Annotated in this window: 25 protein-coding genes; 7 read left to right on the plus strand and 18 right to left on the minus strand. The window is 38.5% G+C overall.

The features are described from left to right. Positions 1-43: 43 nt before the first annotated feature. Complete coding sequence (locus AWM71_RS07465) at positions 44-3,187, minus strand: ABC transporter permease (protein ID WP_060777346.1); 3,144 nt, start codon at positions 3,185-3,187, stop codon at positions 44-46. Positions 3,188-3,196: 9 nt separating this feature from the next. After that, positions 3,197-3,898, minus strand: a complete 702-nt coding sequence (locus tag AWM71_RS07470; RefSeq protein ID WP_060777347.1) for an ABC transporter ATP-binding protein — start codon at positions 3,896-3,898, stop codon at positions 3,197-3,199. A gap of 147 nt (positions 3,899-4,045) precedes the next feature. Here AWM71_RS07470 and AWM71_RS07475 point away from each other — a divergent pair, with 147 nt between their 5' ends. After that, positions 4,046-4,639, plus strand: a complete 594-nt coding sequence (locus AWM71_RS07475) for a TetR/AcrR family transcriptional regulator (RefSeq protein WP_060777348.1) — start codon at positions 4,046-4,048, stop codon at positions 4,637-4,639. A 213-nt stretch (positions 4,640-4,852) separates the two neighbouring features. On the opposite strand, the gene AWM71_RS07480 is transcribed toward AWM71_RS07475, so the two are convergent. The 10 genes from AWM71_RS07480 to AWM71_RS07525 all read right to left on the minus strand — a co-directional run bounded on the left by AWM71_RS07480 (position 4,853) and on the right by AWM71_RS07525 (position 14,264). Continuing rightward, positions 4,853-5,632 (minus strand): ABC transporter permease, encoded by a 780-nt coding sequence (locus AWM71_RS07480; RefSeq protein WP_197415364.1) that lies wholly within the window; start codon positions 5,630-5,632, stop codon positions 4,853-4,855. Continuing rightward, positions 5,616-6,287: an ABC transporter ATP-binding protein gene (locus AWM71_RS07485; protein ID WP_060777349.1), complete on the minus strand. Its 672-nt coding sequence runs from the start codon at positions 6,285-6,287 to the stop codon at positions 5,616-5,618. The genes AWM71_RS07480 and AWM71_RS07485 overlap by 17 nt, the downstream gene beginning before the upstream one ends. Then, positions 6,277-7,242, minus strand: coding sequence for an ABC transporter substrate-binding protein (locus tag AWM71_RS07490; protein ID WP_201783955.1), 966 nt, complete (start codon positions 7,240-7,242; stop codon positions 6,277-6,279). Before AWM71_RS07490 ends, AWM71_RS07485 begins: the two co-directional genes overlap by 11 nt. A gap of 489 nt (positions 7,243-7,731) precedes the next feature. Further along, positions 7,732-8,841: an LPXTG cell wall anchor domain-containing protein gene (locus tag AWM71_RS07495; protein WP_060777350.1), complete on the minus strand. Its 1,110-nt coding sequence runs from the start codon at positions 8,839-8,841 to the stop codon at positions 7,732-7,734. A 297-nt stretch (positions 8,842-9,138) separates the two neighbouring features. After that, the gene (locus AWM71_RS07500; protein WP_060777351.1) at positions 9,139-9,546 is read right to left on the minus strand and encodes a hypothetical protein; all 408 of its coding nucleotides are present in this window, start codon (positions 9,544-9,546) and stop codon (positions 9,139-9,141) included. 83 nt (positions 9,547-9,629) lie between these two features. Next, complete coding sequence (gene hpt, locus AWM71_RS07505) at positions 9,630-10,166, minus strand: hypoxanthine phosphoribosyltransferase (protein WP_060777352.1); 537 nt, start codon at positions 10,164-10,166, stop codon at positions 9,630-9,632. Between the two features lie 135 nt (positions 10,167-10,301). Further along, on the minus strand, positions 10,302-10,841 hold the full coding sequence (gene hpt, locus AWM71_RS07510) for a hypoxanthine phosphoribosyltransferase (protein WP_060777353.1): 540 nt from the start codon (positions 10,839-10,841) through the stop codon (positions 10,302-10,304). Between the two features lie 139 nt (positions 10,842-10,980). Continuing rightward, the gene (locus AWM71_RS07515) at positions 10,981-11,460 is read right to left on the minus strand and encodes a hypothetical protein (protein WP_060777354.1); all 480 of its coding nucleotides are present in this window, start codon (positions 11,458-11,460) and stop codon (positions 10,981-10,983) included. Next, entirely contained in the window at positions 11,457-13,028 is a 1,572-nt protein-coding gene (locus AWM71_RS07520; protein WP_236701127.1) for a VWA-like domain-containing protein, read from the minus strand. Before AWM71_RS07520 ends, AWM71_RS07515 begins: the two co-directional genes overlap by 4 nt. A 30-nt stretch (positions 13,029-13,058) precedes the next feature. Next, entirely contained in the window at positions 13,059-14,264 is a 1,206-nt protein-coding gene (locus AWM71_RS07525; RefSeq protein ID WP_060777355.1) for an ATP-binding protein, read from the minus strand. A gap of 442 nt (positions 14,265-14,706) precedes the next feature. On the opposite strand from AWM71_RS07525, the gene AWM71_RS07530 reads away from it, so the two are divergent. After that, positions 14,707-15,255: an NADPH-dependent FMN reductase gene (locus AWM71_RS07530; protein WP_060777356.1), complete on the plus strand. Its 549-nt coding sequence runs from the start codon at positions 14,707-14,709 to the stop codon at positions 15,253-15,255. Positions 15,256-15,309: 54 nt separating this feature from the next. After that, on the plus strand, positions 15,310-15,945 hold the full coding sequence (locus tag AWM71_RS07535) for an MBL fold metallo-hydrolase (protein ID WP_060777357.1): 636 nt from the start codon (positions 15,310-15,312) through the stop codon (positions 15,943-15,945). A 96-nt stretch (positions 15,946-16,041) separates the two neighbouring features. Here AWM71_RS07535 and pip read toward each other — a convergent pair whose 3' ends face one another. The 3 genes from pip to pnuC form a co-directional block, all read right to left on the minus strand. Further along, positions 16,042-16,974, minus strand: a complete 933-nt coding sequence (gene pip, locus AWM71_RS07540) for a prolyl aminopeptidase (RefSeq protein ID WP_060777358.1) — start codon at positions 16,972-16,974, stop codon at positions 16,042-16,044. 184 nt (positions 16,975-17,158) lie between these two features. Next, complete coding sequence (mprF, locus tag AWM71_RS07545; RefSeq protein ID WP_060777359.1) at positions 17,159-19,657, minus strand: bifunctional lysylphosphatidylglycerol flippase/synthetase MprF; 2,499 nt, start codon at positions 19,655-19,657, stop codon at positions 17,159-17,161. 182 nt (positions 19,658-19,839) lie between these two features. Continuing rightward, on the minus strand, positions 19,840-20,484 hold the full coding sequence (gene pnuC / locus AWM71_RS07550; protein WP_060777360.1) for a nicotinamide riboside transporter PnuC: 645 nt from the start codon (positions 20,482-20,484) through the stop codon (positions 19,840-19,842). 167 nt (positions 20,485-20,651) lie between these two features. Here pnuC and AWM71_RS07555 point away from each other — a divergent pair, with 167 nt between their 5' ends. The 4 genes from AWM71_RS07555 (at position 20,652) to AWM71_RS07570 (ending at position 22,833) form a co-directional block, all read left to right on the plus strand. Beyond that, the gene (locus AWM71_RS07555) at positions 20,652-21,086 is read left to right on the plus strand and encodes a universal stress protein (RefSeq protein WP_060777361.1); all 435 of its coding nucleotides are present in this window, start codon (positions 20,652-20,654) and stop codon (positions 21,084-21,086) included. 15 nt (positions 21,087-21,101) lie between these two features. Beyond that, positions 21,102-21,533 (plus strand): universal stress protein, encoded by a 432-nt coding sequence (locus tag AWM71_RS07560; RefSeq protein WP_060777362.1) that lies wholly within the window; start codon positions 21,102-21,104, stop codon positions 21,531-21,533. Between the two features lie 87 nt (positions 21,534-21,620). Further along, positions 21,621-22,268, plus strand: a complete 648-nt coding sequence (nth, locus tag AWM71_RS07565) for an endonuclease III (RefSeq protein ID WP_060777363.1) — start codon at positions 21,621-21,623, stop codon at positions 22,266-22,268. Then, positions 22,261-22,833 carry a 5-formyltetrahydrofolate cyclo-ligase gene (locus tag AWM71_RS07570; protein ID WP_060777364.1) on the plus strand — a complete coding sequence of 191 codons (573 nt, stop codon included), beginning with the start codon at positions 22,261-22,263 and terminating at the stop codon, positions 22,831-22,833. Before nth ends, AWM71_RS07570 begins: the two co-directional genes overlap by 8 nt. Before the next feature lie 15 nt (positions 22,834-22,848). Here AWM71_RS07570 and ybaK read toward each other — a convergent pair whose 3' ends face one another. From ybaK to gdhA, 3 genes are all read right to left on the minus strand, one after another. Then, on the minus strand, positions 22,849-23,331 hold the full coding sequence (ybaK, locus tag AWM71_RS07575) for a Cys-tRNA(Pro) deacylase (RefSeq protein WP_060777365.1): 483 nt from the start codon (positions 23,329-23,331) through the stop codon (positions 22,849-22,851). Further along, positions 23,324-24,193, minus strand: a complete 870-nt coding sequence (locus AWM71_RS07580; RefSeq protein ID WP_060777366.1) for an NAD(P)H-hydrate dehydratase — start codon at positions 24,191-24,193, stop codon at positions 23,324-23,326. The genes ybaK and AWM71_RS07580 overlap by 8 nt, the downstream gene beginning before the upstream one ends. A 153-nt stretch (positions 24,194-24,346) precedes the next feature. After that, complete coding sequence (gdhA, locus tag AWM71_RS07585; RefSeq protein WP_060777367.1) at positions 24,347-25,693, minus strand: NADP-specific glutamate dehydrogenase; 1,347 nt, start codon at positions 25,691-25,693, stop codon at positions 24,347-24,349. Positions 25,694-25,719: the final 26 nt, after the last annotated feature.

Consider the following 25,719-nt stretch of genomic DNA (forward strand, 5'->3'; position numbering starts at 1 on the left):
CCTTTTCCTTGTCCCTTTTTACTTCTAGAGAATTTCCCCTTACCTATTCAACCGACTTCAAGGCTTCTAGCATATCGATCACTTTTAATTTTTGATGAATGATTTCCGCCAATATAGCCGTGACCACTAAAATAATGAAGGCAGGAACGAGGAAGGTCTTGAATTTGAGTGCAGGATCAAACATGACATCTGCAGGTGGAACCACTTCTAATATATAGCGATGAAGGAGTTCTCCTATACCATATCCCACAAATATTCCGATAATCGTCAGTAAGAAAGTCTCTCTATAGATATAGAGGGTCACTTCCTTATCGTAGAAGCCTAAGACCTTAATCGTAGACAGCTCTCGGATCCGTTCAGCAACATTCAGATTGGTGAGGTTATACAAGATAACAATCCCTAATAAGGAAGCAATAATGATCAAGACGGTCATAATTTTATCCAACGCTTCAACGATGGTTTGAACTTGATTGATAAGCATCGTATTTTGAATCACACCACTTACAGCAGAAGACTCCATAAAATAAGCTGCCGTGGATTCTGTATTTGCTATGGACCGATCTTTTAATTGGACCCAATGCGCATTTTCATCCATGTCTTTACCGACCATTTGTTCATAGCCTTTTGGCGTTGTGAACACAAAGTGTCCCATATACATCTCCGTAATCCCTGTAACCTTGGCTTCAAACGAATGTTTATCGTCTTCTTCAAAGGTCACCGTATCCCCTACTTTGGCATTTAAAGCATGGGCCAAGCGTTCTGAGATCACAATTCCCTCATCACTTAAGTCTATTTTCTCTCCCGTCGAGCGATTTTGTAGACAGACATAATCCGAAAGATCAGCTTGTGTTGGAACTAATAGTTTAATGTCTTGTTTTTCTTGCTTATCTAATGTTTTCTGATGCAAGTCTTCATAGTGAATAGACGTATGTCCAGCAATAGATTCATTTTTCAAGCGATTGTCTAAGTCTTCTCGATCCTTGTCTCTCACATAATCATTCTCAGCAACAATCAAATCATACTTTAACAGCTGGGTAAATTGACGCTGGTTAATGTTTGCAATAGAGGATTGGACCGCATAACCTGTAAATAACATAGCGATAGAGCCTGCAACCCCGAAGATCGTCATAAACATCCGCTTTTTATACCGGAACAAATTTCTAGCCGTGACTTTGTGGGTAAAGCTCATCCTCTTCCACAAGAAGGGGATTCTCTCTAACATAATTCGTGACCCACCACTTGGCACTTTCGGGAGGAGCAATTGAGCGGGTCTTTCCGTCAATTCTTCTCTTCCCACAAAATAAGCAGGGATAACTGCACTAGCCATAGCGAGAACTAAAGCCACCAACGAGATTTTCCAATGAAAATGATATTCAATAGCAGGTAGAGCAAAGCCCGTGCGATAAGCATTATAAACGATATAAGGAAGTAAGGTATGTCCTAAGATAATCCCTACCACGGTTCCAGAAAGACTGGAGGCAATCCCGTAAAAGGTGAATTTCTTCAAAATGTCTTTGTCTTCATAGCCCAAAGCTTTGAGGGTCCCCGTTTTAATTCGCTCTTCTTCAACGAAACGCGTCATCGTCGTTAAGGTCACTAAAGCCGCAACAAAGTAGAGGAAGATAGGAAAGACTTTGGCTAGGGCGTCGATCACGTTCGACACAATATAATAAATCTTATATCCTTCTCCACCAGGGATTTCTTTTCTGTTATAGAGATAATATTTTGGCAAGCTCATATGATCGATAAGCGCTCTAAAGTCATCAATTTCCTTTTGCTTGTCTTCTATGGTTTGCTTAGCATCTTCTACCTTTTCATCAAATTCTTTCTTCTTTGCTTGATAGTCTTGCTCTTTTTGCGCAAGTTCCTTTTCAGCACTGGCGAGTTGACTCTCGCCATTTCTTTTTTGGGATTGATAAGCTGCTTGGGCTTGCCGATATTCTTCAGTTTTATCATCGAGTTGTTGAGAAGCGTCTTGCAATAGGGCCCTCTTTTGAGCCAATTCTTCTTCCTTCTCGTTTAAAATCTTCTGCATGCCGAGAAGTTGGTTTTCTTTGGTCGTTAGATCTTCTGGAATAGGAAGATGAGCGGCTTCTAATCGTTTCTTTGCGTCCTGACACTGCGCCCAACTGGCATTAAAGGCTTCTTTCTTTTGATTGAACATATCTTCTGCTTGTGAGAAGAGACCTTGTTTTTGATCGAGCCTTTGACTTCCTGATTGAAGTTCACCTTCAGCCACCGTAAATTGTTGGTTGGCTTGAGAGAGCTTAGCTGCCAATTCATTTTGGCCTTCTGCCAATTTTCTATGATAGTTATCTAAGGTCAACCGGCCTTGCCGCAAAGCATCTTGTTTGCTTTTAAGTTCTGCTTTCTTTTCATTCAATTGGTCTTGATGAGAATCAATTTTTTCATTGGCTTCTTTCTGGATCGCTTCTAAACGATGGAAAGGCTGAGATTTTAAGAGATCCTCTAACTTTTCTTTGTGTTGGTCCAAACGCTCTTCGTAAGTTTTAGAAGCGGGATCTAAGGTAGATAAGTCCTCAAATTTCAAACGAGCAATCATATAAATATCTGAATCAAAAGCTTCTTCACTGAGAACACCATATCCCTTTAAGGAGCCTGTCCCCGCCATAGAGATCCCCTGATTAACATCAGAAATAATCTCTGTCGATCGAACAAAACCCACTAATTGAAAGTGATGCTGCTTTAAAACTTTCCTCCCGGCGATATCTTCTTTTTCATCGAAACGAAGGGTTTCCCCGATCGTATACTGGTCTTTAAATTTAGCGTCTAAAGCAATCTCTTGATCATTTTGAGGCAGTCTACCTTCTGTCACCTCATAATCTGAAACCTTATCTCCTTTTGAAAAGAGACGGATGCTGTCTTGTTTTCCTTCAAAAGTGACATCCTTGAGGTACCCATATTCAATATGTTGGAGACCACCTGCTTGATTTAAAAGGAAAACATCCTCCTGATCAATCCCCTTATCTGCAATCAGCGTGAGGTCCGCAGCATTTAATTGCTGAAAATAATTCCAACCGGTCTGACGCATATCTGGGCCAGTAACCCCCAAACCAACTAATACGAAGGCCCCTAACAGCATTAAACTAAAAATCGATAAAAATCTTCCCTTCGAGTGACGAATTGAAGAGAAAATATCTTTCCAAAACATTTTATTTTTGAACATTCTATTCGCCTACCATTCAATCGATTGAATATCTTTCGGATGAGCATTCAGGTCTATGGATTTCACTCTGGCATCATGCATATGAATCACTCGATCCGCAATGGGAGCAAGTGCTGCATTATGAGTCACAATAACTACCGTTGCCCCATTTTTTCGACTCATATCTTGCAAAATTTTGAGAACCTGCTTTCCAGTTTGATAGTCCAAAGCTCCAGTCGGTTCGTCACATAGAAGAATCTTTGGACGTTTGGCCACTGCTCTGGCAATTGCTACTCGCTGTTGTTCCCCCCCAGAGAGTTGGGCAGGATAATTATTCATCCGGTTTTTGAGACCCACTTTAATCAGTGTCTGCTCTGCATCTTCTGCTTCATTCACAATTTCAGAAGCGAGTTCTACATTTTCTTTCGCCGTTAAATTAGGAATAAGGTTATAAAATTGGAAAACAAACCCGACCTCTTCACGCCGATATTGGGTTAATTGTTTTTTGCTAGCTTTGGAAATATCTTTCCCATCAATAATAACTTTTCCAGAATCATTGACGTCCATTCCTCCGAGAATATTTAAAACGGTTGATTTGCCGGCTCCAGAGGTTCCTAAAATGATGGCTAATTCCCCCTTTTCCACTTCAAAACTTACCTTATTATTGGCTAAAATCTGTGTTTCTCCCATTTGGTAACTTTTGCATGAATCAATCATTTCAATATATGCCATTGATTTCACTCCTTAAATAAACAACGTGTTGATTTTTTAACGCTTGTTAGTATAAACTGATTAGGGAAGTCTTACAATACACAATTTAAAGTGAACTGTTAATTTTGTACAAAACGTTTCTAAATTCAACGACTCAAAGGAGAAGCCATGACTAAACAACGAAACACCTTAACCAAAGAAAAAATAAAAAATGCCTTTTGCCAATTGCTAATTGATAAGGGGATGGATGCCTTAACGGTCAGTGACATTTCCAGATTAGCAGATATCAATCGGGGAACTTTTTACCTCCATTACGTTGACAAATACGATCTCTTAAAAAAGCTAGAGGACAACATTATTGAAGATCTGGAGGTAATTCTATTAGATGAAGACCAGCTCAGTAATACAACTGAACCAACCCTTTTTCCCTATCAATCGGTATACAATGCTCTTGCCTATGTCAAGAATGATTTTCCTTTCATCCATGCTTTGGCTAGTCCTAATGGCGATCCAATGTTTGTCACGCGTTTTAAGCAGGTACTGATCCTTGTTTTTGAAAAAAAGATTCGATCTTTTCCTAATATCTGGCAGTATGAGAACACCCTTCCTTCTGATTATGCGCAAGAAATTTTGATTTCTGGCATTATGGGAATCATTCAACTCTGGATAAAGAAAGGCGGAGAAGAACCCATTGAGCAAATCGCTCAAATTATTACCAAAACCCGCCATCTTTCTGCCGATGATATTGCTAAAAATATTTAGAAAACAGTTGGAAAGGCATGAAATACTTATTTTTTTGGAAATGAAGGGGTTATTCTTGAGTCTCTATTTTGATATAATTTCACTCTAACCAAAAAGCCGACCATCAGAGATTAGCACTTCTGACAGTCGGCTTTCTTTTTTGAAATATTTACTTTTAATATTACAAAAGATACGTTTCTCATTCACAAAATCATTTTTTCAGTCTTTGACTGATTAGGAATCCACATGTTGCGTAATTTTCCATGAGCACGCCCAATTTTCAAGAAGATCCAATAAAAGATATCCGATCATTCCGATAATCCCTAAAGTAATCATGGCTGCATACATCGTATCATAGTTTCGAGTCTCCATAGCATTCATAATATAGTAACCTAATCCAGAGCGCGCTGCAAAGGTTTCTGCTATGAATAACAAAGCAAGTGACATCCCCAAGCTTGTCCGTAAGGCGGACACGATCGTAGGGAGACAAGCTGGCCATAAAAGATGGTGAAAAGTTTGCCAAGGAGTAGCTTGTAAACTTTTCATTAACTGCGTTTGATTATTAGGAATAGACTTAGCCGCATCTCGAATCAACAGTGAAAAATGAAAAAATAAAGCTGTTGATAATAAGCAAATTTTAGAAGAGTCTCCTAATCCTAAAAAGATTAAGATAATGGGCAGAAAAAGTACTTTGGGTAAAGAATACCCTAAATACAGAAAAGGTGAAAAATATTTATCTACCTTCTGTTTCCTGCCGCAGACTAACCCTACCGGCAAAGAAACAAGCAAAGCAATCATAACACTAATAATTAAGCGATAAATACTCGAAAAAATATGAGGAAGCATAGCGCCTGATTTCCAAAGCACCTTAAAATGACGGAGTACAATAATAGGCCGAGGCAAAATCGGCTTATCAATCAGCCAAGCAAAGAAATCCCAAACAAAAAAACAAACCACTAAAGTAAGAAGTAGAGGAAAAGATTTTTTGAGCCTTTTTTTAATTTTTGCGAACATAAGTGATTCCCCCACTTTCATCTTTATTAAATTCAATAATTTGTTCTCCAAAACGAAAGGCTTGTTCCTCCGAATGCGTCACAAGAATTAAGGCAATAGATTTCTTCATCAAGGCCTCCTCTAACAAACTTTGGCAATTTCGGCTAGTGGTACTGTCCAAAGCTGAGAAAGGTTCATCTAGTAGCAATAATTTTGGCTTTTGTAAGATACTTCTAGCCAAAGATACCCGCTGAATCTGTCCGCCTGATAAAGTGAGTGGATAACGGTTCATAATATTTTCAATCTCCATTTGGTGGATGACCCACTCTAAATCTTCAGCTGATACTTCTTCTTTCGCTAATTTTTTAGGTAATAAAATATTCTCTTTTACAGTTTTCCAAGGAAACAAACTATTATTCTGAAAAGAAATACCAATTTCACGTGTAGGCTCTATCAGTTCTTTTCCTTCAAAATAGATAGTTCCCTCTGTGGGGCGTTGAAGGCCACAGACTAGACGTAAAAAGGTAGACTTCCCACTCCCAGATGCTCCCATTAAGGAAATATGTTGACCAGAATGAACAGTTAAATTGATATGGGAAAAGATTGACTGAGAAGCTCCTGGATACTTGACACTTACATTCTTAGCTTCTAAAAGAGGGTGTGAATTAGAAGCCATTATAAACCATTTCCTCATAAGAATAAGGTTTATCAAGCAATTTCTTTTCAAGCATCCAATTCATAATACGCTCAACATCTTTTTCGCTAGGCAATGCTTGTGGTGTAAAGTGAGGCACTTTATAATCATTAGCTAATTGAGAAGGAATATTCGCTTTTTCAATTGCTAAATCTTTATATTTATCCGGATTTTCATTCAAAGCTTTTTCTGCTTTTTGATAAGCAGTTAAAAATTTATGAACGCCTTCTTTGTCTTCCTTAATTCTCTTTTCAGATAATAATAGAACAGATTGTGAATAATTTTCTTTTAATTTCGTATCGTCAATTAAAACGTGTGCTCCATTTTTCACAGCAATTTCAGCCAAAGGATCCGGCAAAATAGCCGCTTGAATATCTTTACCAGCAAGTACAGACTCTAAACGAAGCAATAATTTTGGAAATTGAACCTTTTGAAGATCTTTAGGATCCATTCCTAATTCCTTGCTATATTGATCCACAAGGTATTCCATCATAGTATTTTCAGCAATTGCTAATGGTTTATGAGGTAAATCTTTAGGATCTACAAGGTTACTCTTTGGTGAAGAAACCACTAAAAAACGTCCTTCTTCTTGAGTAGCTCCCAAACATGTGGCAACTGCTCTCACATCACAATTTCCTTTTTTGAATAGAGCCCCTACAATTAAGTCCGTCGTTACGCCATCGAGTTCCCCAGCTTCCATGGCATTTTGTTGATCAACCGTACTATTAAACTCAACAATTTCGATAGGAACTCCTTCCTTTTTAAAGAAGTCTTCTGCTTCTCCCACATAAAGTGGAATATTATCATTAATCCGAAGAACACCAATTCGGTAAGGCTTAACGGCATTAGATGATTTCCCACAAGCAAATAAAGTAACACTGAGTAGCAATACACCAAAAATTACACCAATGGTTTTCATGAATTTTTTCAACTTCATTATTCTCCTTCCTCTTCTATAAGTACTCGTTTAATTAATAAACACAATCATTATAGAAAATAATTCGAAATTACACAAGCTAAATACAAAATATCTACTTAAAAAAATAGTCTAAATAAAACTACTTCAAAAGAGAATTTTTTCTTTTTTGAAGTAGTCAATCACTTATTCCTTGATAACACTCAGGTTGTCATTAGCAAATGATAATGACATAGTGCCTTAGCAAATAAAAACGGAACAACTGAGAAAAGCGATTCCCACGAAAGGGAAATTAACAGAGGTCGAGAATATCAAATATTATCAAGTTTACTCAGTATTGAACAAGCCCACTTTTAATGCTATTATCTTAAACCTTATCAGAAAGGAACATCAAATGCCTTTTAAAAACTCTATAAAAAGTTTGGAAAGAAGGCTTTATTCATGAAAAATATGGCCTTATGCGCTTCTTGATGACTAAAAAAGTCATCACTTTTTGCTCCTTCCTATATCTTACTTTCTCTTTTTGAAAACAGTATAGCCACCTACTGAACTGATGAGTAGCCCTAGACCTTCCAAAAGCGATGACTGCTCTACGATACCAGTTTGAGGTAAAACTTTCCCTTGTTCCCCTTTGTTAGCTTGCTCAGTTTTAGAGCTTTGACCACTTTCGTTTTCTTGAGATTTCTGATTTTTATTAAATCTTGTTAGCTTTTGATCTATTTTAGCCTCAGAATTCCTCTTTGCTGTGCTTACTTTTAAATCTTTTTTCTTTGATTTAATAGAAATTGATAATTCGTTCTTTCCTTGAGAGTCTGCAACCTTGCTTGGCAGCGGTAGACTTGGATTAGGGACCTGTACTCCCAGATCTCCCTTGTCGCCCTTAGGTCCTTGTAGGCCCGGATCTCCCTTGTCGCCCTTAGGTCCTTTTAGGCCCGGATCCCCCTTGTCGCCTTTAGGCCCTTTTAGGCCCGGGTCCCCCTTGTCGCCCTTAGGCCCTTTTAGGCCCGGGTCCCCCTTGTCGCCCTTAGGCCCTTTTAGGCCCGGATCCCCCTTGTCGCCTTTAGGCCCTTGTAGGCCCGGGTCCCCCTTAAGGCCTTTCAAAGCGTCTAAAGAAATGTTTTCCTCTTTGTCATTCATATAGGTTACATGAAGAACAGGCTGTCCATTGACAACTTGAATAGCAATATTGCGAATAGGATTAGGATGGTCGACTGAAAATTTAAAAATAAAAAGCTTATTGGAAGAAATTGAACGCCCATCTGTAACATATAATTTGTACTTTCCATTTTTTAAAGCATTCATGTCAAGAGCAACACTATTTCCGAGAGCTTTCTTCAAATTTTTTCCCTTAGCATTTTCCTTTTCAGGTAAAATAAGGTAATAAATAGATGTCATAGTTTGCGTACCATCTTTATTAATTAATTGATACTGGGAGGGATTGTAGCAAATCCCATCTTTTTCTTTTCCGCAGTGTAATTTGCCGACCCCCTCTTGACTAGAAGAATTCATTTCTATCCATTCCATTGCCGCTTGGGCTTGACTGAGGTAGGCATCTGTTGCGAAAAGAAGTGCCCCTGTGGTGACAAAAAGTGAGAGATTCTTTAAGGTTTTAACTTTCATAATAATACCTCCTTATAAATGAATACGGTTCTCTTTCACAATATTACATTAAAAAAAAAAAAAAAACTCAAAATAAAAGCTTTCAATAGCAAATTTATAAAGAATACCCAAAATCAAAATTTCATCTTAAACCAGCCACCGTATAAAAAAAGATATTCGAACGAAAGAATTCGAATATCTTTTCCTTATATACAATATAACGTCTCACCCTTTGTTTATGGAGACCAATACCTTTTTATATGAAAAATTCTCTTTATAAATATCTAAAGATCACTTCATACTTGTCTGATGAATCTATTATTCCTTTATGTTAAGATCTTTTTTTCTGCCTTGCTTCATGAACCTCATAATAAGAACAATTAAGAAAATGATTCCTATAGACAAAGTCCCTAAAAATACTTCAAACATTGTACTAGCATGAATCAACATTTTACGCGAAATGACAAAAAGAATCAATTCTAGAATTGCTTGGGTGGAATGATATAAAATCATCAGAACTAATTCTACCCCCACAATTAACAAAAGAGCGTAACCTAAAAATCTCTGAAACACTTCATAGGTATCCAGTGTATTGGCCTTTCCTATCAATGTAAAATACTCTGGAAATTCCAACAAACCAATTAAAACACCAACAATAACTAATACAGAAATAGCTATCTCTAAAATTCGTGCTCCTTTTTTAATTTGATCTTTTATATAATCCACTCAAAACCACTCCTTACTTTACATAAAAAGCACTGAAAGGAACTTGTATGCAAGCCTTTTAGTGCCTTTGGAAAATGTGCTTGTTATTGATAACATTTAGGTTTCAAGACCCCAATATAAGGTAAGTTTCGGTATTGTTCATTGAAATCCATACCATATCCCACCACAAATACATTAGGAATCTCAAAGCCAACATAGTCTGCTTGAAAATCAACTATCCGCCGATCTTGTTTATTTAATAAAGCCGTCGTTTTTACTGAAGCGGCGTGACGCTTTAACATTAAAGCGTGGAGTTCCTTCAAGGTTTGACCAGTATCTATGATATCTTCTACAAATAAGATATCTCTTCCCTTCACATCTTTTGTGATATCTTTTATTATCTTGATTTGTCCAGATGAATTTGTCGCTTCTCCGTAAGAAGAAACTTCCATAAAATCAATTTCGAGTGGAATAGGCATATGCCGAATAATATCCATAAAATAAGGACAAGCTCCCTTTAAAATTCCTACTAATAAAGGTTTTCTCCCTGCATATTCTTGGGATAATGTTTGTCCTAATTCAGCGACCTTTTTCTCAATAGCATCCTGACTAATCAAAACTTCTTCAATGGCATCAATCATAATGAACCTCTAATCTCTTTGATCTTTTTTAAACCCGAACTTTTTATTTTATATATTGAATAAGATTCGTGTTTACTAGATTATTATACTGGAACAGGTCAGAATTGCAAGTCCTTTATCTTTCAATTCTCTGAACTAGGCATAAACTTCGGGTTTTAAGACTCCTATTTGAGGATAATTGCGCAGCTGTCCCTTAAAGTCTAATCCATAGCCTACAACAAATTTATCAGGAATTTCAAAGCCTACCCAATTCGCTTGAAAATTATTGACACGATGACTAGGTTTATTCAATAAGGAAACAGTTTTAATCGAGGCAGCTTTTCGTGCTGTGAGCACCTCATATAAGTAAGATAAGGTTCGTCCTGTATCGATAATATCTTCTACAAATAAAACATGGCGCCCTTTAACAGATTCAGAAAGATCTTTTACAATTTTCACCTCTCCACTTGATTCAAAGGCATCTCCATAAGAAGATACATCCATGAAATCAATTTCTAATAAGATATCCATATTCTTCATGAGGTCAGCCATAAAAGGCATGCCTCCTTTTAAAATACAAACTAATAAAGGATTTTTGTCCTTATATTCAATGGCAAGCTCTTTTCCCAATTCTTTAATCCGAGCTTGTAGTTCATCTGCAGGAATTAAGATTTCTTGCATTAACTCATCCATAATAATTATTTCTCCTCGTTATTCAGATATGTGTTCTATAAATACTAAGAAATTGCTCCATCAAAGCAAGCAAAAATCTTTTACCTGCTTCTATTCACAATAGTCTCATTATACAATGAAATTTTAAGAATTCAATCAATCCTCATTTTTTAAAGGTTTCATCTACTTCTCTAGCCTTTAAGAAAGCTTGTCGCTTGGTTTCCAATTCCGGAACTTGCTCTTCCATTAACCGATTCCAAAGCTTCTTAGGCGATCCGTGACGCTGAATAATCGTCCCTTGCTTCTGTGAAAGCGTCTCAGCCTCTGACATTTTCTGGCAGTAAAAAGTCCATATTGCATCTAAAAAAGCATCCAGATCATCCACTTTGACGCGATGTTCTTGGCGATATTGGTTGGCATTAATGAGAAGGGTTTCTTGCTGATAAGAAGACGAGAAAGCTTCCAAGTACCCATTGACGACCATATAAAAAGCCACTTGCGTATCAATATTCTTAAAATTAAAAGTTATGTGAATATGATTAGCTTGCAATTCTTGATAAGGCAAAGTTTTTACCAGTTCAAAATAATGTCCGAATTGGCAAGCGATAATTAAGCGTTTTTTCTCTAAGGTCGATAAAGTCAAGATGAAGCGCCCCTTTTTAGTTGATTCAACAAGTAATGATTATACTTCTCATCCGCTCTTAAATAAAGGAGTTTTCCTTCTGAAGAGGTAGAAAGTGGGGACGCTTCTTTTGGATCAGCATCTGTAAGAATCCAATACATATTGTGGTAACCATAGCGTTCAAACCCGTCATCACCATAGCCATCTGTAAAATAGACAGCTACAGAATTCTCATCATTAAATCCATTATCATGTAACCACTGATAAGCAGGAGCAAAAGAAGTTCCTCCCCGTCCTTTAAAGGAGAAGTTTTCTAGAGTCTTTTGATCCAAACGATCAATTTGAACAACTTTCGTATCTACCTGAACCACCCAAATATCTGTCCCTAAGGTTTTATTAATATTTGCGAGTTCTGCTAAAGAATAATTTAAAGCTTGTTTATTTTGAGAAGCTGATGTATCAATAAATGCAATCATACGCCGGGCGGTGGCTAATACTCGCCCAGGAAGATCAATTCTGAACGGCTGTCTCCGATTCGCCCGGTTTTTAGAAAAGTCATAAGGGATAGGGGCTGAACCAAGTCCCTTCTTAATGATAGAGCGCCAATTAAGAGATCTCTGTTTGACCAAACGAATGACTCTTTCCTTAATATTTCCGCTCATTCTCTCGCGCATTTCTTTGTCTAGATTTTGATAGGCTTTTCTAACAATCCCATCAATGATCTTTCGATGAAGGTCATTGTTTTGAGAATCAGGGATCACCATCTGCATAGAGAGGTTCTTCTTCATTTCATTGTTTAACTGCTCCATAGAATCAATCCGAAGTTCTTTGGTTTTCTTCGGATCAAAGTTGCCACTTAACTGGCTATAAGTATCATCTATAGCCCCAGTCCCCTTCATATGTTCAAAAGTAGACCATACCCGATCATGGCAGCGATGTTTGGGATCATCATAAGCAGCCTTCATTTGTTGGAAATAATAGAGAGAACCTTGCTTCTCCTTCAAGCCCGGTTGGTCTAAAAGATCTCTCAACCAGTCTAAACGAAGCGAATGTTGAGGAAGATTATTAATATATTGATTAATCTCCATTTCCATGGCAACACTCATCATTTTCCCGTCAGCTTCAGACTTATAAGCCCAATCATAATCCGTCAAATGGTTAAAGATAATGTGATAACACATCTGGCGAATGCCTGCTAGCATACGTTTAGGGCCTTCGTAATACATGAAAAATAGAACAGGATTAATCGTCAAGGTAAGGTTCAATCCTTCGATCGACAAATTCATCGGCTTCGACAAGGTAGAAGAAAACTGACGATCCATCTGGTAGAGAACCCCTGCAAAGAGAACATCCCCTGCCCCATGATAGGACTGATTCGACATAAGTTTTGCCGTTAATAAAGAGAGGTAATCACTCATATAATCCCGAAATTTTTCATAATCACTATCCCATCCGAAGTTCATATAGGTGATGTAGGCGACCCGCATTTTGCGATACAGGGCATCCATATCCGCATATCCTAGAGAATCTTGATTTTCTTCTGAAAGATCCTTGTCCATCACCATATTTTCAAAAGCGTGAAAAGGCATTTGATCGCCTCCTTTCATCCAATCTCTACTCTAGTCACAGGAATCATTTCCTGTGGTAGCCATTGTAATTTCATAAGCTTTATCAATAAAGGATTCTTCTTGAGATAAGGCTTGGTTAAGCGTATAGAGCGCATCCCCTTCCTTACTGGAAACTAACCGATTAACTAAAGAATAGATCAAATCTGGATCAGCCGATAATAACAAATGCACATAACGCTTAATCAAATGTGTATCTTCTAGTAAATCTGTGTGATCTGTGAGATAAGCGGTTAGGTCTTCTAAAATTCTTTTTTTACGAACAGATTGCATGGCGTTAAAACGCTCAAGCATTTCTTGAGGAAGTTGATCCCCACTCAGTTCAACAATTTCCTTTGCTTTAATATAGTCTCCGGTTTGACTTTGCAAAAACGTTAAGAAAATTTGCCCAGCCTCTTGACCAATACATCCTTCTATTCCTTCAATTAAAAAGGCTAAAAGATCTTGATCTTCCATCTGGGTTAAAGAAAGGCCTGTCGATTCTAAATCGTCAAAGAAATGAGACAAGCGTTCATAGGCACGTGGAGTTGGGTTTTTATCCCGCGTTTCATCTGTCACAATAAAGTATTGCCGACCTTCTGCTTCTAAGAAATCAATCACCAAAGGATGAATGCGACTTCTTCCGTTAGCTAAAGGAACACGTGCAAAAGCTTCCAACCAATTATCTAAATTCGTCCCCATTCTTATCCGCATCGTCCGGTCATTGATCGCCATGTCCCGAGCATTTGTGCTATAGGCAGTGCCTTCAAAACCTTCCGTATCACTGGATGGGTTTTCAGCTGTAATCACCACAACATTTTCTGGTAAATGAATTCCCATCAATTGACGTTGAAGCACAAGGTTCATTAATTCCCCTTGCACCATCGCAATCGGACGGTTAAATTCATCCAAGAACAAAAGAACTAACCGATCTGGATGTGCATTCGCTTCATCAACAGCTGCTTGAATTTGAGGATTCAAATAGTAAGCAATGCGATCTTCTTTAGGAACTGGCATTGACAAATCCCCTGGCTGCAAAAGAGAACAAGTGATTTCATAAAAACCATAATTTTTCTTTTGTGCTAATTCTTGAACCAGCTGTGTTTTTCCAATTCCCCCATGCCCTACTAAATCAATAACAATATTCGATTTTGCTTCTAATAAACGTTCAATTCCTTTAAATGCGGCAGTATAAGTTAAGCCTTGTGTACGATCAGACATTTTAAGCCCTCTTTCTAAATCTTTAAAATCACCTTTCCATTATAGAAGAAAATAAAATGAATACCTAGTAATATGACTCATTTTTTTATGATAAAATTTTTCTATCTCTTAAAAACAGCAAAGTCTTTTTTTACTTTCTTCCTTTCTCTATCCATTTTTAAATCATCAATCTATTTTATTCTTGTGATTCAGTACTCAAAATTGCACTACTTTTCCCCTCATCCTCTTCGATTTTCTTGTTGTTTTATATAATCAAATTGGAATGTTTGCCCTATTATTCGCGTTATATCAAGGATAAGGGGATGTGATTTTCCTCACTTTTTTAACAAAAAGGTTGGACAATTTTAGCATTTCATCCTACAATAGAAAAGGTGGCTAACTGAAGTTAGCGTTTACTAAAATGATGTTAAAGGATATTTCCTTTAACGAAAGGGGTTTATTAATGAAAATTGTAGGGATTATCGGAAACAACGCTTCCAAATCACATAACAGAATGTTATTGGAACATATGGCAGAACGTTACGGTGCTGAAAATGAATTCGTCCTCGCTGAAATTAAGGACATTCCTCTTTTCAATGCTGATTTTATGGGACAAGATGTGCCGGCTTCTGTGAATGAATTAGCAGACTTAATCGAAAGTGCCGATGGTGTGGTTATTTCAACTGCTGAATATGACCATGCAATTACTGCAGCACTTAAAAGTGTCTTAGAATGGTTATCTTCTGTTCGTAAACCTTTCCAAGGAAAACCTATTTTAATTGTTGGAGCTTCTTTAGGTGCCTTAGGTTCCGTTCGGGCCCAAGACAATTTACGTAATATTCTTACTTCACCTGGTCTTTACGCCAAAGTATTCCCAGGGGCAGAATTTTTAGTAGACCGTGCTGGACAAAAATTTGACGAAGATGGTAAGTTTACAGATCAAGGCTCTATTGAATTCCTTGACATGTTATTTAACCAATACCTCGACTTCATCGCTGAACAAAAAGCTTAATTTTATTGTGAAAGAGCTGATGTTTCATCAGCTTTTTTTCTAAGGAGTGATCAAATGTATCAAGTTAAAACTGTCGTTACTCATTTACTTGACGAAAATAATTACATCATTTATCAAAACGGACAAGCTCTTATCGTAGATCCCGGTTCTTCTCCCAATCGTACCAAAAAAGCGATAGAGGAACTCTCCCTCACTCCTTTAGCTATTTTAATTACACATGGGCACGCGGATCATATTGGTGCTTTAGAGATTATTCGCCAATTTTACGATATTCCCGTTTATTGCAGCAAAGAAGAACAACTCTGGTTGAAAGATTCTGCTTATAATATGAGTCCTATGCTAGGTATGGGAGAATACACCTGCCAGCCAGCCGAGAAAGAATACCTCCTCAATCAAGAAAATACCATTGGACCCTTCACCTTTAAAGCCTTGCCAACGCCTGGACATACCAAAGGCTCGACTTGTCTTTACTTTGAAAATGAAGGGCACCCTTTTGTCATGACAGGAGATACTCTCTTCAAGGGAAGCATCGGACGATCAGATTTTCCAGGAGGCGATAGTGAAGCTATTTTCCCATCCATCGAGAATCACCTTTTCACCCTTCCTGAAGAAACGATTGTTTATCCTGGACACAATGAATCTTCAACTATCGGAAATGAAAAAGCACATAATCCCTTCTTTAAGCATTAAGTGATGCAATAGGCTCTATAAAAAAGGCTAGCTTTTAAAGTGGAGTTTCCAAAAGATTTAATCTTTTGGAGGACACTGTAAAGCTAGTCTTTTTTATTAATTTCCAAGATTATCCATAATACGAATCAATTGATCTTTCATGGCAGGCTCATAAGGGCTGTGGCAAGAAGCCTCTATTAAGTGAAGGCGAGCTTTCGGACAAGCCTTGGCCAAGGCATGAGCGCCAAAAGGTGGACAAATCACATCATAACGTCCTTGAACAATATCCATCGGTATGTCCGCATACCGATCAGCTTGTTCTAACAAGTAATTATCTGATTCAAAGAACATCTTATGATAAAAGTAGTGATTCTCCATCAAACTAATGGACCGTTCTTCATCTGATAAGGTTGTAGGATCTGGGAATTTAGGGAAGAGCGTCAATAAAGAATCCTCCCACTTCGCCCAGCGCTTGTAGGCTTCATCCCTACGTTCTTCATCGTCACCTATCAAAGCTTCATGATAACCAACTACAGGATCTTCATATTCCGAAACAAAGGAACGGAAGCTTTCATATTGTTCAGGATAAAAATACCCAGCTCCTCCTCTGTATAACCAATCGACATCCACTTTTCTCCCTAAAAAGATTCCTCTCAAAACTAAATGTTTCACGCGTTCTGGATGAATAATGGCGTAGGTTAAGGCTAAACTTGACCCATAAGATCCTCCAAATACTACCCATGAAGAAAAACCAAAGTACTGGCGAATCACTTCCATATCGTGAACACTATCAAAAGGCGTGTTCTTTTCTGTTGACAAGAAAGGCTGACTTTTTCCACACCCTCTCTGATCGAAAAGGATTACTCGATATTTTTCTGGGTTAAAAAATTGTAAGCAAGCTTTGCCCGTATGTCCACCAGGTCCTCCATGCAAAAAAACAACAGGAACACCCTTAGGATTTCCGCAATCTGCCACATATAATTGATGAACATCATTCACTTGAATATATAAATCTCGATTGACATTAACATGCTCGTACCCTGTTAACATGATTAAACCTCCAAACTTTTCTCATGAGAATCTAGTCGTGTTTTTTGCTTGTTTATTTTATCAAAATAAGGATGCTTATATTATAACATAATCTCCTCAAAAACGAATACTCGAAAAAAGCGACTCCCTCTAAAAACAGGAGCCGCTTTGATAGACTTTGTACTGTAAAATTTTCTCTTGCCTGCTATCCATTACTTCGATGTGTAATATCCAAGAGAGCAATCAAAAGTTTCACTAAAGCAGATTGATTGGAATAAATCACATAACGATTTTCCCAACGAGGACGAAACTTCTGCTTATAATTTCTTAAACCTTTAAATCCGTAAAAACGATTACCAAAATTATAAGCTAAGTGAAGGGTTTTATCCCGAGAAGAAGAGAAAGACTTACTGCCGACGTTAGCCAAAGGCGCCATCCCCAGATCAAAAATTTGGTAGCCTTGGTCCTTCGACCATTGTAAAAGTTGTAAAATCAACATCTGCATCACGTCGCCAGCTGGATGAGTGAGATAGCGCATGAGATCGATGGAAACTTTCTCATTAGAAATAGGCATAATGGTCGCAAAGGCATAAATTTGCAGGTCATCGCGAAGTAAAGCGATGCGCTCCCGATTGAGATAGTCTTCTTGGAAAGTCCCTAATGAGAAACTCATTTCATCTCTCCCCTTCAACCAGGCATCCGAAATTTTTCGAATGTCTTCTAAAAAGCTCGGGTCAAAAGGCGGATTCAAGACTTCAAACCGAAGCCCTGCCCTCTCCATATCATTGCGCACGGAACGCCTATTTTTATTCTTTTTGCCATCGAAACTAAATGCTTCTAAATCCACTTGGGCGGATTCCCCAATCTTCATGGTTGCGTATCCCAAAGAGCAAAAAGCATCCAAAGAATGTGGACTAACTTCATAAAAGCCTGCTGTCATATTGGTTTGCTCAGAAAACAGGAGAAATTCTTCAAGGGCTTCTTGGAAATCTTCTGTTTTCCCTATTGGATCCCCTAAAGCCACTAGGTTATCTCCAGAAGGCCGGTAAAGAATGGCGACCGTTTGATCTTCATTAAAGAAAATCATCTTATCGTAAAGATAGACCAGATGGCTATACTCACTCCCCCCATATTGATTCACTAAGTCTTCAAACTGACGAATTTCCTTTTCATTCGGCGGTAGAAAAGTAATCCGATCTGTTCGAGTAAAGAGGATCATCACGGTCAAGCTCAATAGGACAATGAGATACATTAAAGTATGCGTAGGATTCAGTAAGGAAATCTTGCGAATCGTTCTCAAAGCAGTAACGTGATTTGCCAAGTAGAAAATAATCAACAAAAAGAGAAAACACATCATAAAAGTGGTCATAATTGTTTTTCTATTTAGAGGCAAGTGATTCCTGGTAAAGAGATAGCGCGTCTGATAAAGTAGATAAGTATTCATCCAGAGGAAGATCGCCTCTTCATAATCTAATCCTTTCACCAAACAAGCTACCGCTCCAATAGGTAAAATAATCAAAGCTATCCACAAGGCCCGCTTTATCCGTTTAAACAAACCATACGAAATTAAAAGTAAAATAACCCCCGTTAAAAGGACAATCAAAACGGAAACATTTTGAAAAAAGCGAGGGATGAAATACTTCAACAAGCGAATTCGTTCAGGAATCGCTGGTGAAAACACAGAAGCAATCAATAAAACCCCATTTAAGAAAAGGGAAGCAGATACAAATCTTCCCACAAAACGGGCAATATTTGCCGTCTGAAGATTGCCTTCAAAGAGGTGATCACTCAACCATTCATGAAAAACATGGCAGCAAGCGAGCATCCATGGCGCCACATAGTAGCATACTCTTAACACAACAATTCCCGCTAAAATGCGGTCTCCGCTAAACCCTGCTTGTTGAAACAGGAAAAGCACACTCATATCAAATGTTCCTAATCCTCCGGGCACAAAAGAAAGAATGCCGATCACATTAGAACAAGCATATACCATCAAAGCGAGGCCCGGTGTCACATCCTGTAAAAACAAGGTCATGACTAAATAGAAATAAGAAAAGGAAGCCAGCCAATCCCCTAAAGAAACCAGGCAATAACGAAACTTTTTCTGGTAAGAAATTTCAATATAACCCGTTTTTCGTACCCATTTTCCTACAAAGGGTAAGTGTTCCCAAAAAAAGAACAAAGGAAAATAAAGGCAATAGGCAATCGCTAAAAGTCGATACACACCCGTCGGAGGCTGTTCTATAAACATTCCTATCACTAAAAAACCTAATCCTAAAAAAGATGCAAACCAGGTTTCTAAAGTAATCTGCAAGGAATCTTTAGTAGAAAGGCCTGCCTTTTGATAGAAGCTTGCACGTAAGGCGCCTCCTGTAAAGCCGCCTAATCCAATAAACTCATTAAAGGCTTGACTAATCCACCCCATTTTTAAAATATCTAAGGGAGTGGCCGTTAATTTATAATTTCGGGTCGCACAAAAATCATACCAGCCATTAAAACTAAATCCTAATAAGCCAAAAAATATTAGTAAAAATCGTGTCGTTGTTGATAACTGAGACAATGCTGTCAAAAAGAGCCGCCAATCAATGGTTCCCATTTCATGCTTCACGAGTAAAGCTAATAGGAAAAATAACAAAAAATAAAACAGCGTCTTCAACAACCGCTTGTGTTTATTCATCAATTCCTTCATAAATCGTCCTTTCATGGCAGTGTCTTGCTAAAAATAATCTTAGCAGTGGCCATCCTTCCTCCTTGAAGTCTTTCTTCTTTCATTATAACGGAAGGTTCTTGAAGAGTTGTAAATAATTCCTTAAGAAATTTTTTAAGTGTTCCTTAGGAAGCTGTTCTTCCGTTAAAAAAGACTGGACACAAGTCCAGCCCTTTATTTTATTCTGTCCAATTGATATACCCACGAATGGCATTCAAAGAAAAGACAAAATACATAATTGCCATTTGCGGAACCCCTTGCTGAACAAAAATATACAAGGAAATGATATTTGTTATTAACCATAGAATCCAGGAAGAACGTTTCCGCTGAACCAATTGCATATATTGTGCAATAATCGCAGTGGCATTATTAAAGGCATCCCAAAAGATTAAAGCACCTCCCATGAAGTAAGAAAGAGAACCTAAGCCAAAGAACCCTACCAAAATAGCTAACCCTACAAACTTCCAATTAGTCGTTTTGTCGACAACTAATTCACCTTCCGCATTTTTATGCCCGCTCCATTGTTTGAATCCAAAGATTTGGGTAAATAAATAATAAATACTAGTGAACATGTCCCCATATACACGATTCTTACCAGCAACTATGGCTGCCGATATATTTTGAATCGAGTTAAAAATAAAGTTTCCCTGCCATTTCTTAGCCAGCCCAATCACTCCGATTAATCCCATCCAAGAAACTAAATTAGGTAAGTTAAACCATCCATTTTGAAAAGAACCAAAAGCTGTAATTCCTACTAAAGCTACATCCGTTAAAAGATTCAAACCCTTTTTAATAGCAGACTTCTGTTTTAATTTTTCTTCCATGATATCCTCCTTTAAAAAGTTCGTTTATTATCTTACCATTTCCTTAAAACTCTGTCGCCTATTTTTTGATGAAAAGGCAAGAAATATATCGATTAAATTATTGATTATAGTTCCTGCTCTTGTTAAAATAAAAGTAAATAAAAGGCTTTCAAAAAGGAGGAAAACGAATGATTAAAGATGCTCAAAAAATTTTAGTGGCTGTGGATGACTCTAAACAAGCTTACCAAGCTTTCAAAAAAGCCGTTCAAGTAGCTAAAGCGATGCAGGTTAATATTTATTTAGTTTCGGTATTAGACGAAGCGCTCTTCAATCCTAAAACTAGAGACAGCATCATCGCTGATCAGTTAATACAGGAGCGCAAGCAATTACTTCAAGATTACAAACTTGAGGCCGAAGAAGAAGATCACTTTACAGACGTGACAACAGAAGTTCTTGTAGCGGATCCTAAGCGTCAAATCGTGCATTTCATCAAAGAAAATCCCGCTTATCAACTCGTTGTTGTCGGTGCTACTGGGAAAAATGCAACCGAACGTTTATTCATCGGTTCCGTTTCACAATATATCGTTCGTCATTCTCCCGTTTCGGTCATGCTTGTTCGATAATTTAGGAGGGATACTATGTCAAATCTATGCAAAAAAATTTTAGTGCCTATTGATGGCTCTGATCAAGCGAAAAAAGCTTTTGAAGAAGCTGTTCATTTTGCTCTTACACAAAACAGTGAACTTACTATCTTAACCGTTGTCGCAGATTATCTCCGTTATGACTTTGGTGAATTAAATTTAAGGTCAAAATACCAAAATTCAACGGCCTATGAAGAACTTCTTCGTCAATATCAGCTTTTTGCCCAACAAGCTGGCGTCAAAGAAGTCTCTTTAAAAATTAAACAAGGTGATCCTAGAAAAGAAATTCTAAATGTCGCTAAAGAAGAAAAAAGCGATCTCATTATTATGGGATCTACTGGCAAAGGAATGATCGATCGTCTACTGATTGGATCTGTTTCTGAATTCATTATGAATCATTCCTCCTGCGATGTTCTTATTACCAAATGATTCTATTGAAAAATTTTCAAAGATTCTCGTTCCTTGCAGGGGAAGAGAATCTTTTTTCTCTGATGATCTTAGAAAGGAAAGATTGACTTGCTCAGTGATGCTTGCTGCCTACATGTTTTAAAAACGATCATGTCCCTCTATCCTAATGCAGGGCCGACCCTCAACTTTCAGAATTCCTTTGAACTTTTAGTGGCTGTTGTTCTTTCTGCCCAAACGACAGATAAGCAAGTTAACAAAGTTACTCCCGGTTTATTTCAAGCCTTCCCTACGCCGAAAGCCTTAGCCAAAGGAACACCTCTAGAAATTGAAACTTACATCAATCAAATTGGACTCTACCACAATAAAGCCCGTTACCTGCATGCCTTAGGGAAATCCCTTCACGAAGACTTCCACGATCAAGTTCCCAAAACAAGGCATCAACTGATGCAGTTAGCAGGTGTTGGAAGAAAAACTGCCAACGTCGTTCTTTCTGTAGCCTTCAATCAACCTACCTTAGGTGTAGATACCCACATTACCCGTATTGCTAAACACCATCAACTTGTTCAACCGGATGCTACTGTTCGACAAATTGAAGACCGACTGATCTCTGTGCTTCCGCCAGAAGATATCTTCCATGTCCATCACGCGCTCATTTCTTTTGGAAGGGAGATCTGTACCCCCAAACATCCCAAATGCACAAACTATCCTGAACTTTACTCTTGTCAAGAAATCAGAAAGGACAATCTCCATGGATAAAGCTACCCTTCGCCATCAAATCAAAAAAAAACGCCCTTTACTCTCTCCTGCTTATTACGATAAAGCTAATAAAATCATTAGCAATCGAATCTTAAACTTAGATATTTTCCAATCCGCTCAAACGATTCTGGCTTTCTCTGCGATGACTTATGAATTTGATAGCTCTATCCTTCAACAGAAAGCCTACCAGCAAGGGAAAAAATGGCTTCTTCCTCGCGTTCAAGGCAAATCACTAAGTTTGCATGCAGTGACTCCTGGTCAAACCTTAGAACTCTCTTCCTTTGGGATTCAAGAGCCCCCTCTTTCTGTCCCAACTACCTCTCTTCAAGACGTAGACCTCATCATTCTTCCCTGTCTAAGCTGTAACCATTTTGGAGAGAGACTAGGATATGGGGGAGGATATTACGATCGTCTTTTGATGCACTATACTGGGGCTACCCTTCTTCCTTACTTTGAAAAATTGATGGTAGAGGTCATTCCTACTGATCGCTACGATCGAAAGGCAGACCTCGTGGTTACAGAAAAAGGCCTCTTTCAAGGCCTCACTTCCAAAGTATCACTCTAAGTAGAAGAAACATCATTAACGGATTAAGTCCGCCGTTTGACAAGCTAGGAAGTTCACTAACTCTATAGGATTAACAATAATTTGCTTGCCACGTTCTCCTCCTGAAATATAAATCTTTTCTTCTTGTAAACAGTCTTCCTGAATCCAAGTTCGGAAGGCTGTTTTCATGCCAAGAGGCGAACAGCCCCCACGAACATATCCTGTTAATCCTAAAAGTTCTTTGACATGGACTAATTCTAAGTTCTTAGTCCCTACTTGTCGGGCACATTTCTTTAAGTCCAATTCTTGATCAATAGGAATCACTAATACCACAATTTCTTTATCATGTGTCCGGGCAACTAGCGTTTTATAGATTGCGCGTCCTTCTTCTGCTTGTTTTTGATAGTGATGCTGTCCGGTGACATCCTCCTCATCATACTCGAAAGTATTCACTTCATAAGCAATATGCGCTTGATCTAATTGGCGCATAGCGTTTGTCTTTTTGATTTTTTTAGACATTTTTTCCCTCCAAATTTTTCATCACTTCTGGCAGACTAGCTGCTAATCGACTAGGAATCACAACATAGTCCTTCTGATAGATCAGATCTGCCGCATAACTATGCAAGAAAACACCACTTAATACAGCTGAATCCACCGATTGAAATTGGCCCACAAGGCCCGCTAAAATTCCGGTTAAAGTATCTCCCATGCCGCCAATCGCCATCCCTGGATTGCCTCTTGTATTTTCATAAATGAGTCCTTGGCGCCCTAAAAACACCTGACTAGGTGCTCCCTTTAATACAAGAGTAAGGTGTTTATTCTGGGCATAGTCTAAAACCTTTTCTTTATCCGTTGGAGCGATCTTTTCTTGGCAAAGTCTTCGCCATTCCCCCACATGAGGAGTGAAGATGAGTCCTTTGGCTTCTGATAAGAAAGCTAACTCATCCTCAAATTGACTATAGAGCGTTAAAGCATCCGCATCCAGAAGAACCACCTTCTCCTGAATAAGGGGCTGTAAAGCTTTCATAATCGCTATAAAACGTGAAGGCTCCCCCCCTAGACCAGGTCCGATGGCGAGGGTGTCTTTGTTCGCCATCAACTCACGCCAATCTTCTATAGCTTCCCAAGCCACTACCATAGCTTCTGGCCGTACACTATGGATAGCCGACAAATTGCTGCCTGCTGTCGCAACCGTCGTGAGTCCAGCCCCACTCAAGATGCAGGCATTTGCCGCTAGTTGGATAGCTCCCCCCATCCTTTCATTGCCGCCAATCAAAAGAACATGTCCGAAGTTTCCCTTATAGACATCCTTCTCACGGCTCGGCCAATGGGCTTGGACTTCTTGTAAAGTGATTTTTCGACTGACTAAGTGACCTTCCATTCTAAGACCTCCTCTTGTGAGATTCTATGAAAATTTTACCACATCATCGCTTTCTTCACTAAGCTCTAACCCTCCGCTTCTAGAAAAAGGTCTAAAAAAGCTAGACAAGAAAGTGTACCTGCCTAGCTTGGATAAAAATTCTATCGTAATTTTTTAAACTAATCCTTGAGAAAACATCGCTTCTGCGACTTTCTTAAAGCCTGCGATATTTGCACCAGCAATTAGGTTATCAGGATTATCTGTATAATCTTTAGCCGCTTGGGCACTAGTGTAATAGATGTCATCCATAATGGTCTTCAATTGACGGTCAACTTCTTCAAAGGTCCAATGTATACGTTGGCTATTTTGAGCCATTTCTAGAGCGGATACAGCAACGCCTCCTGCATTGGCTGCCTTAGCAGGTCCTACGTAAACGCCTGCTTCAAGGAAGAGATCTGTTGCAGCCTTATCTAATGGCATATTAGCGCCTTCAGAAACAAAGCGTGCACCATTTTGAATGGCTTGATGCGCCCCATCCGATTGCACTTCATTTTGGGTAGCACAAGGCATAATGACATCCACTGCCAAGTCCGCTGTCCACACAGAGCCTTCGTAGTAACGCGCAGATGGTCGTTCTTTAGCATAAGTAGAGATTCTCTCCCGTCTCTCTTCTTTGATGACTTTTAAGAGTTCGACATCAATACCTTCTTCATCAATGACATAACCGTTTGAATCGGAAGCTGTCAGAGGAATTGCCCCAAGCTCTGTAAGTTTTTCGATGGCATAGATCGCCACATTTCCAGCACCAGAAACCATTACTCGCTTACCGGCAAGTTCTTCCCCCTTAGAGGATAACATGTTTTCTAAGAAATAAACAGCTCCATATCCCGTTGCTTGGGTGCGCGTCAAAGAACCTCCATAGGTTAAAGGCTTTCCAGTTAACACGCCGTTTTCAAATTCACGCAGCCGTTTGTATTGGCCAAAGAGGTAGCCAATTTCGCGTCCTCCTACACCGATATCTCCTGCTGGAACATCTCGGTTAGGGCCGATATACTTTTGAAGTTCTGTCATAAAGCTTTGACAGAAGCGCATAATTTCTGCATCTGACTTGCCCTTAGGATCAAAATCTGCGCCCCCTTTGCCGCCACCAATCGGTTGACCAGTTAAAGCGTTCTTAAAGATTTGTTCAAAACCTAAGAATTTTAAGATAGACAAATTAACGGTAGGATGGAAACGTAAACCACCTTTGTAAGGACCAATAGCGGAATTAAACTGTATCCGATACCCCGTATTCACTTGCCAATGCCCTTGATCATCTTGCCAAGGCACTCTAAATTGGAATATACGTTCAGGAATAGCTATAAGCCCTAATAAATTAGCTTCTACATATTCTGGATGTTCCTCCAGAACAGGGCCAATAGAATCTACAAATTCATGCAAAACTTGTAAAAATTCTGGTTCATTCGCGTATTTCTGATCCCAAATTTGACGCATATTTTGAATATAATCCGTGGCTGTCATTAAAATTCCTCCTTCTGTTTTTCAGA

The sequence above is a fragment of the Aerococcus christensenii genome (assembly GCF_001543105.1).
GTDB classification, from domain to species: Bacteria; Bacillota; Bacilli; order Lactobacillales; family Aerococcaceae; genus Aerococcus; species Aerococcus christensenii.

Excerpts from the sequence above, each read along its gene's own strand:
- AWM71_RS07465 (WP_060777346.1), bottom strand. The coding sequence starts at position 3,187 with ATGTTCAAAAATAAAATGTTTTGGAAAGATATTTTCTCTTCAATTCGT.
- AWM71_RS07470 (WP_060777347.1), bottom strand. The coding sequence starts at position 3,898 with ATGGCATATATTGAAATGATTGATTCATGCAAAAGTTACCAAATGGGA.
- AWM71_RS07475 (WP_060777348.1), top strand. The coding sequence starts at position 4,046 with ATGACTAAACAACGAAACACCTTAACCAAAGAAAAAATAAAAAATGCC.
- AWM71_RS07480 (WP_197415364.1), bottom strand. The coding sequence starts at position 5,632 with ATGTTCGCAAAAATTAAAAAAAGGCTCAAAAAATCTTTTCCTCTACTT.
- AWM71_RS07485 (WP_060777349.1), bottom strand. The coding sequence starts at position 6,287 with ATGGCTTCTAATTCACACCCTCTTTTAGAAGCTAAGAATGTAAGTGTC.
- AWM71_RS07490 (WP_201783955.1), bottom strand. The coding sequence starts at position 7,242 with ATGAAGTTGAAAAAATTCATGAAAACCATTGGTGTAATTTTTGGTGTA.
- AWM71_RS07495 (WP_060777350.1), bottom strand. The coding sequence starts at position 8,841 with ATGAAAGTTAAAACCTTAAAGAATCTCTCACTTTTTGTCACCACAGGG.
- hpt (WP_060777352.1), bottom strand. The coding sequence starts at position 10,166 with ATGATTGATGCCATTGAAGAAGTTTTGATTAGTCAGGATGCTATTGAG.
- AWM71_RS07520 (WP_236701127.1), bottom strand. The coding sequence starts at position 13,028 with ATGCCTTTTCACGCTTTTGAAAATATGGTGATGGACAAGGATCTTTCA.
- AWM71_RS07525 (WP_060777355.1), bottom strand. The coding sequence starts at position 14,264 with ATGTCTGATCGTACACAAGGCTTAACTTATACTGCCGCATTTAAAGGA.
- AWM71_RS07530 (WP_060777356.1), top strand. The coding sequence starts at position 14,707 with ATGAAAATTGTAGGGATTATCGGAAACAACGCTTCCAAATCACATAAC.
- AWM71_RS07535 (WP_060777357.1), top strand. The coding sequence starts at position 15,310 with ATGTATCAAGTTAAAACTGTCGTTACTCATTTACTTGACGAAAATAAT.
- pip (WP_060777358.1), bottom strand. The coding sequence starts at position 16,974 with ATGTTAACAGGGTACGAGCATGTTAATGTCAATCGAGATTTATATATT.
- mprF (WP_060777359.1), bottom strand. The coding sequence starts at position 19,657 with ATGAAAGGACGATTTATGAAGGAATTGATGAATAAACACAAGCGGTTG.
- pnuC (WP_060777360.1), bottom strand. The coding sequence starts at position 20,484 with ATGGAAGAAAAATTAAAACAGAAGTCTGCTATTAAAAAGGGTTTGAAT.
- AWM71_RS07555 (WP_060777361.1), top strand. The coding sequence starts at position 20,652 with ATGATTAAAGATGCTCAAAAAATTTTAGTGGCTGTGGATGACTCTAAA.
- AWM71_RS07560 (WP_060777362.1), top strand. The coding sequence starts at position 21,102 with ATGTCAAATCTATGCAAAAAAATTTTAGTGCCTATTGATGGCTCTGAT.
- AWM71_RS07570 (WP_060777364.1), top strand. The coding sequence starts at position 22,261 with ATGGATAAAGCTACCCTTCGCCATCAAATCAAAAAAAAACGCCCTTTA.
- ybaK (WP_060777365.1), bottom strand. The coding sequence starts at position 23,331 with ATGTCTAAAAAAATCAAAAAGACAAACGCTATGCGCCAATTAGATCAA.
- AWM71_RS07580 (WP_060777366.1), bottom strand. The coding sequence starts at position 24,193 with ATGGAAGGTCACTTAGTCAGTCGAAAAATCACTTTACAAGAAGTCCAA.
- gdhA (WP_060777367.1), bottom strand. The coding sequence starts at position 25,693 with ATGACAGCCACGGATTATATTCAAAATATGCGTCAAATTTGGGATCAG.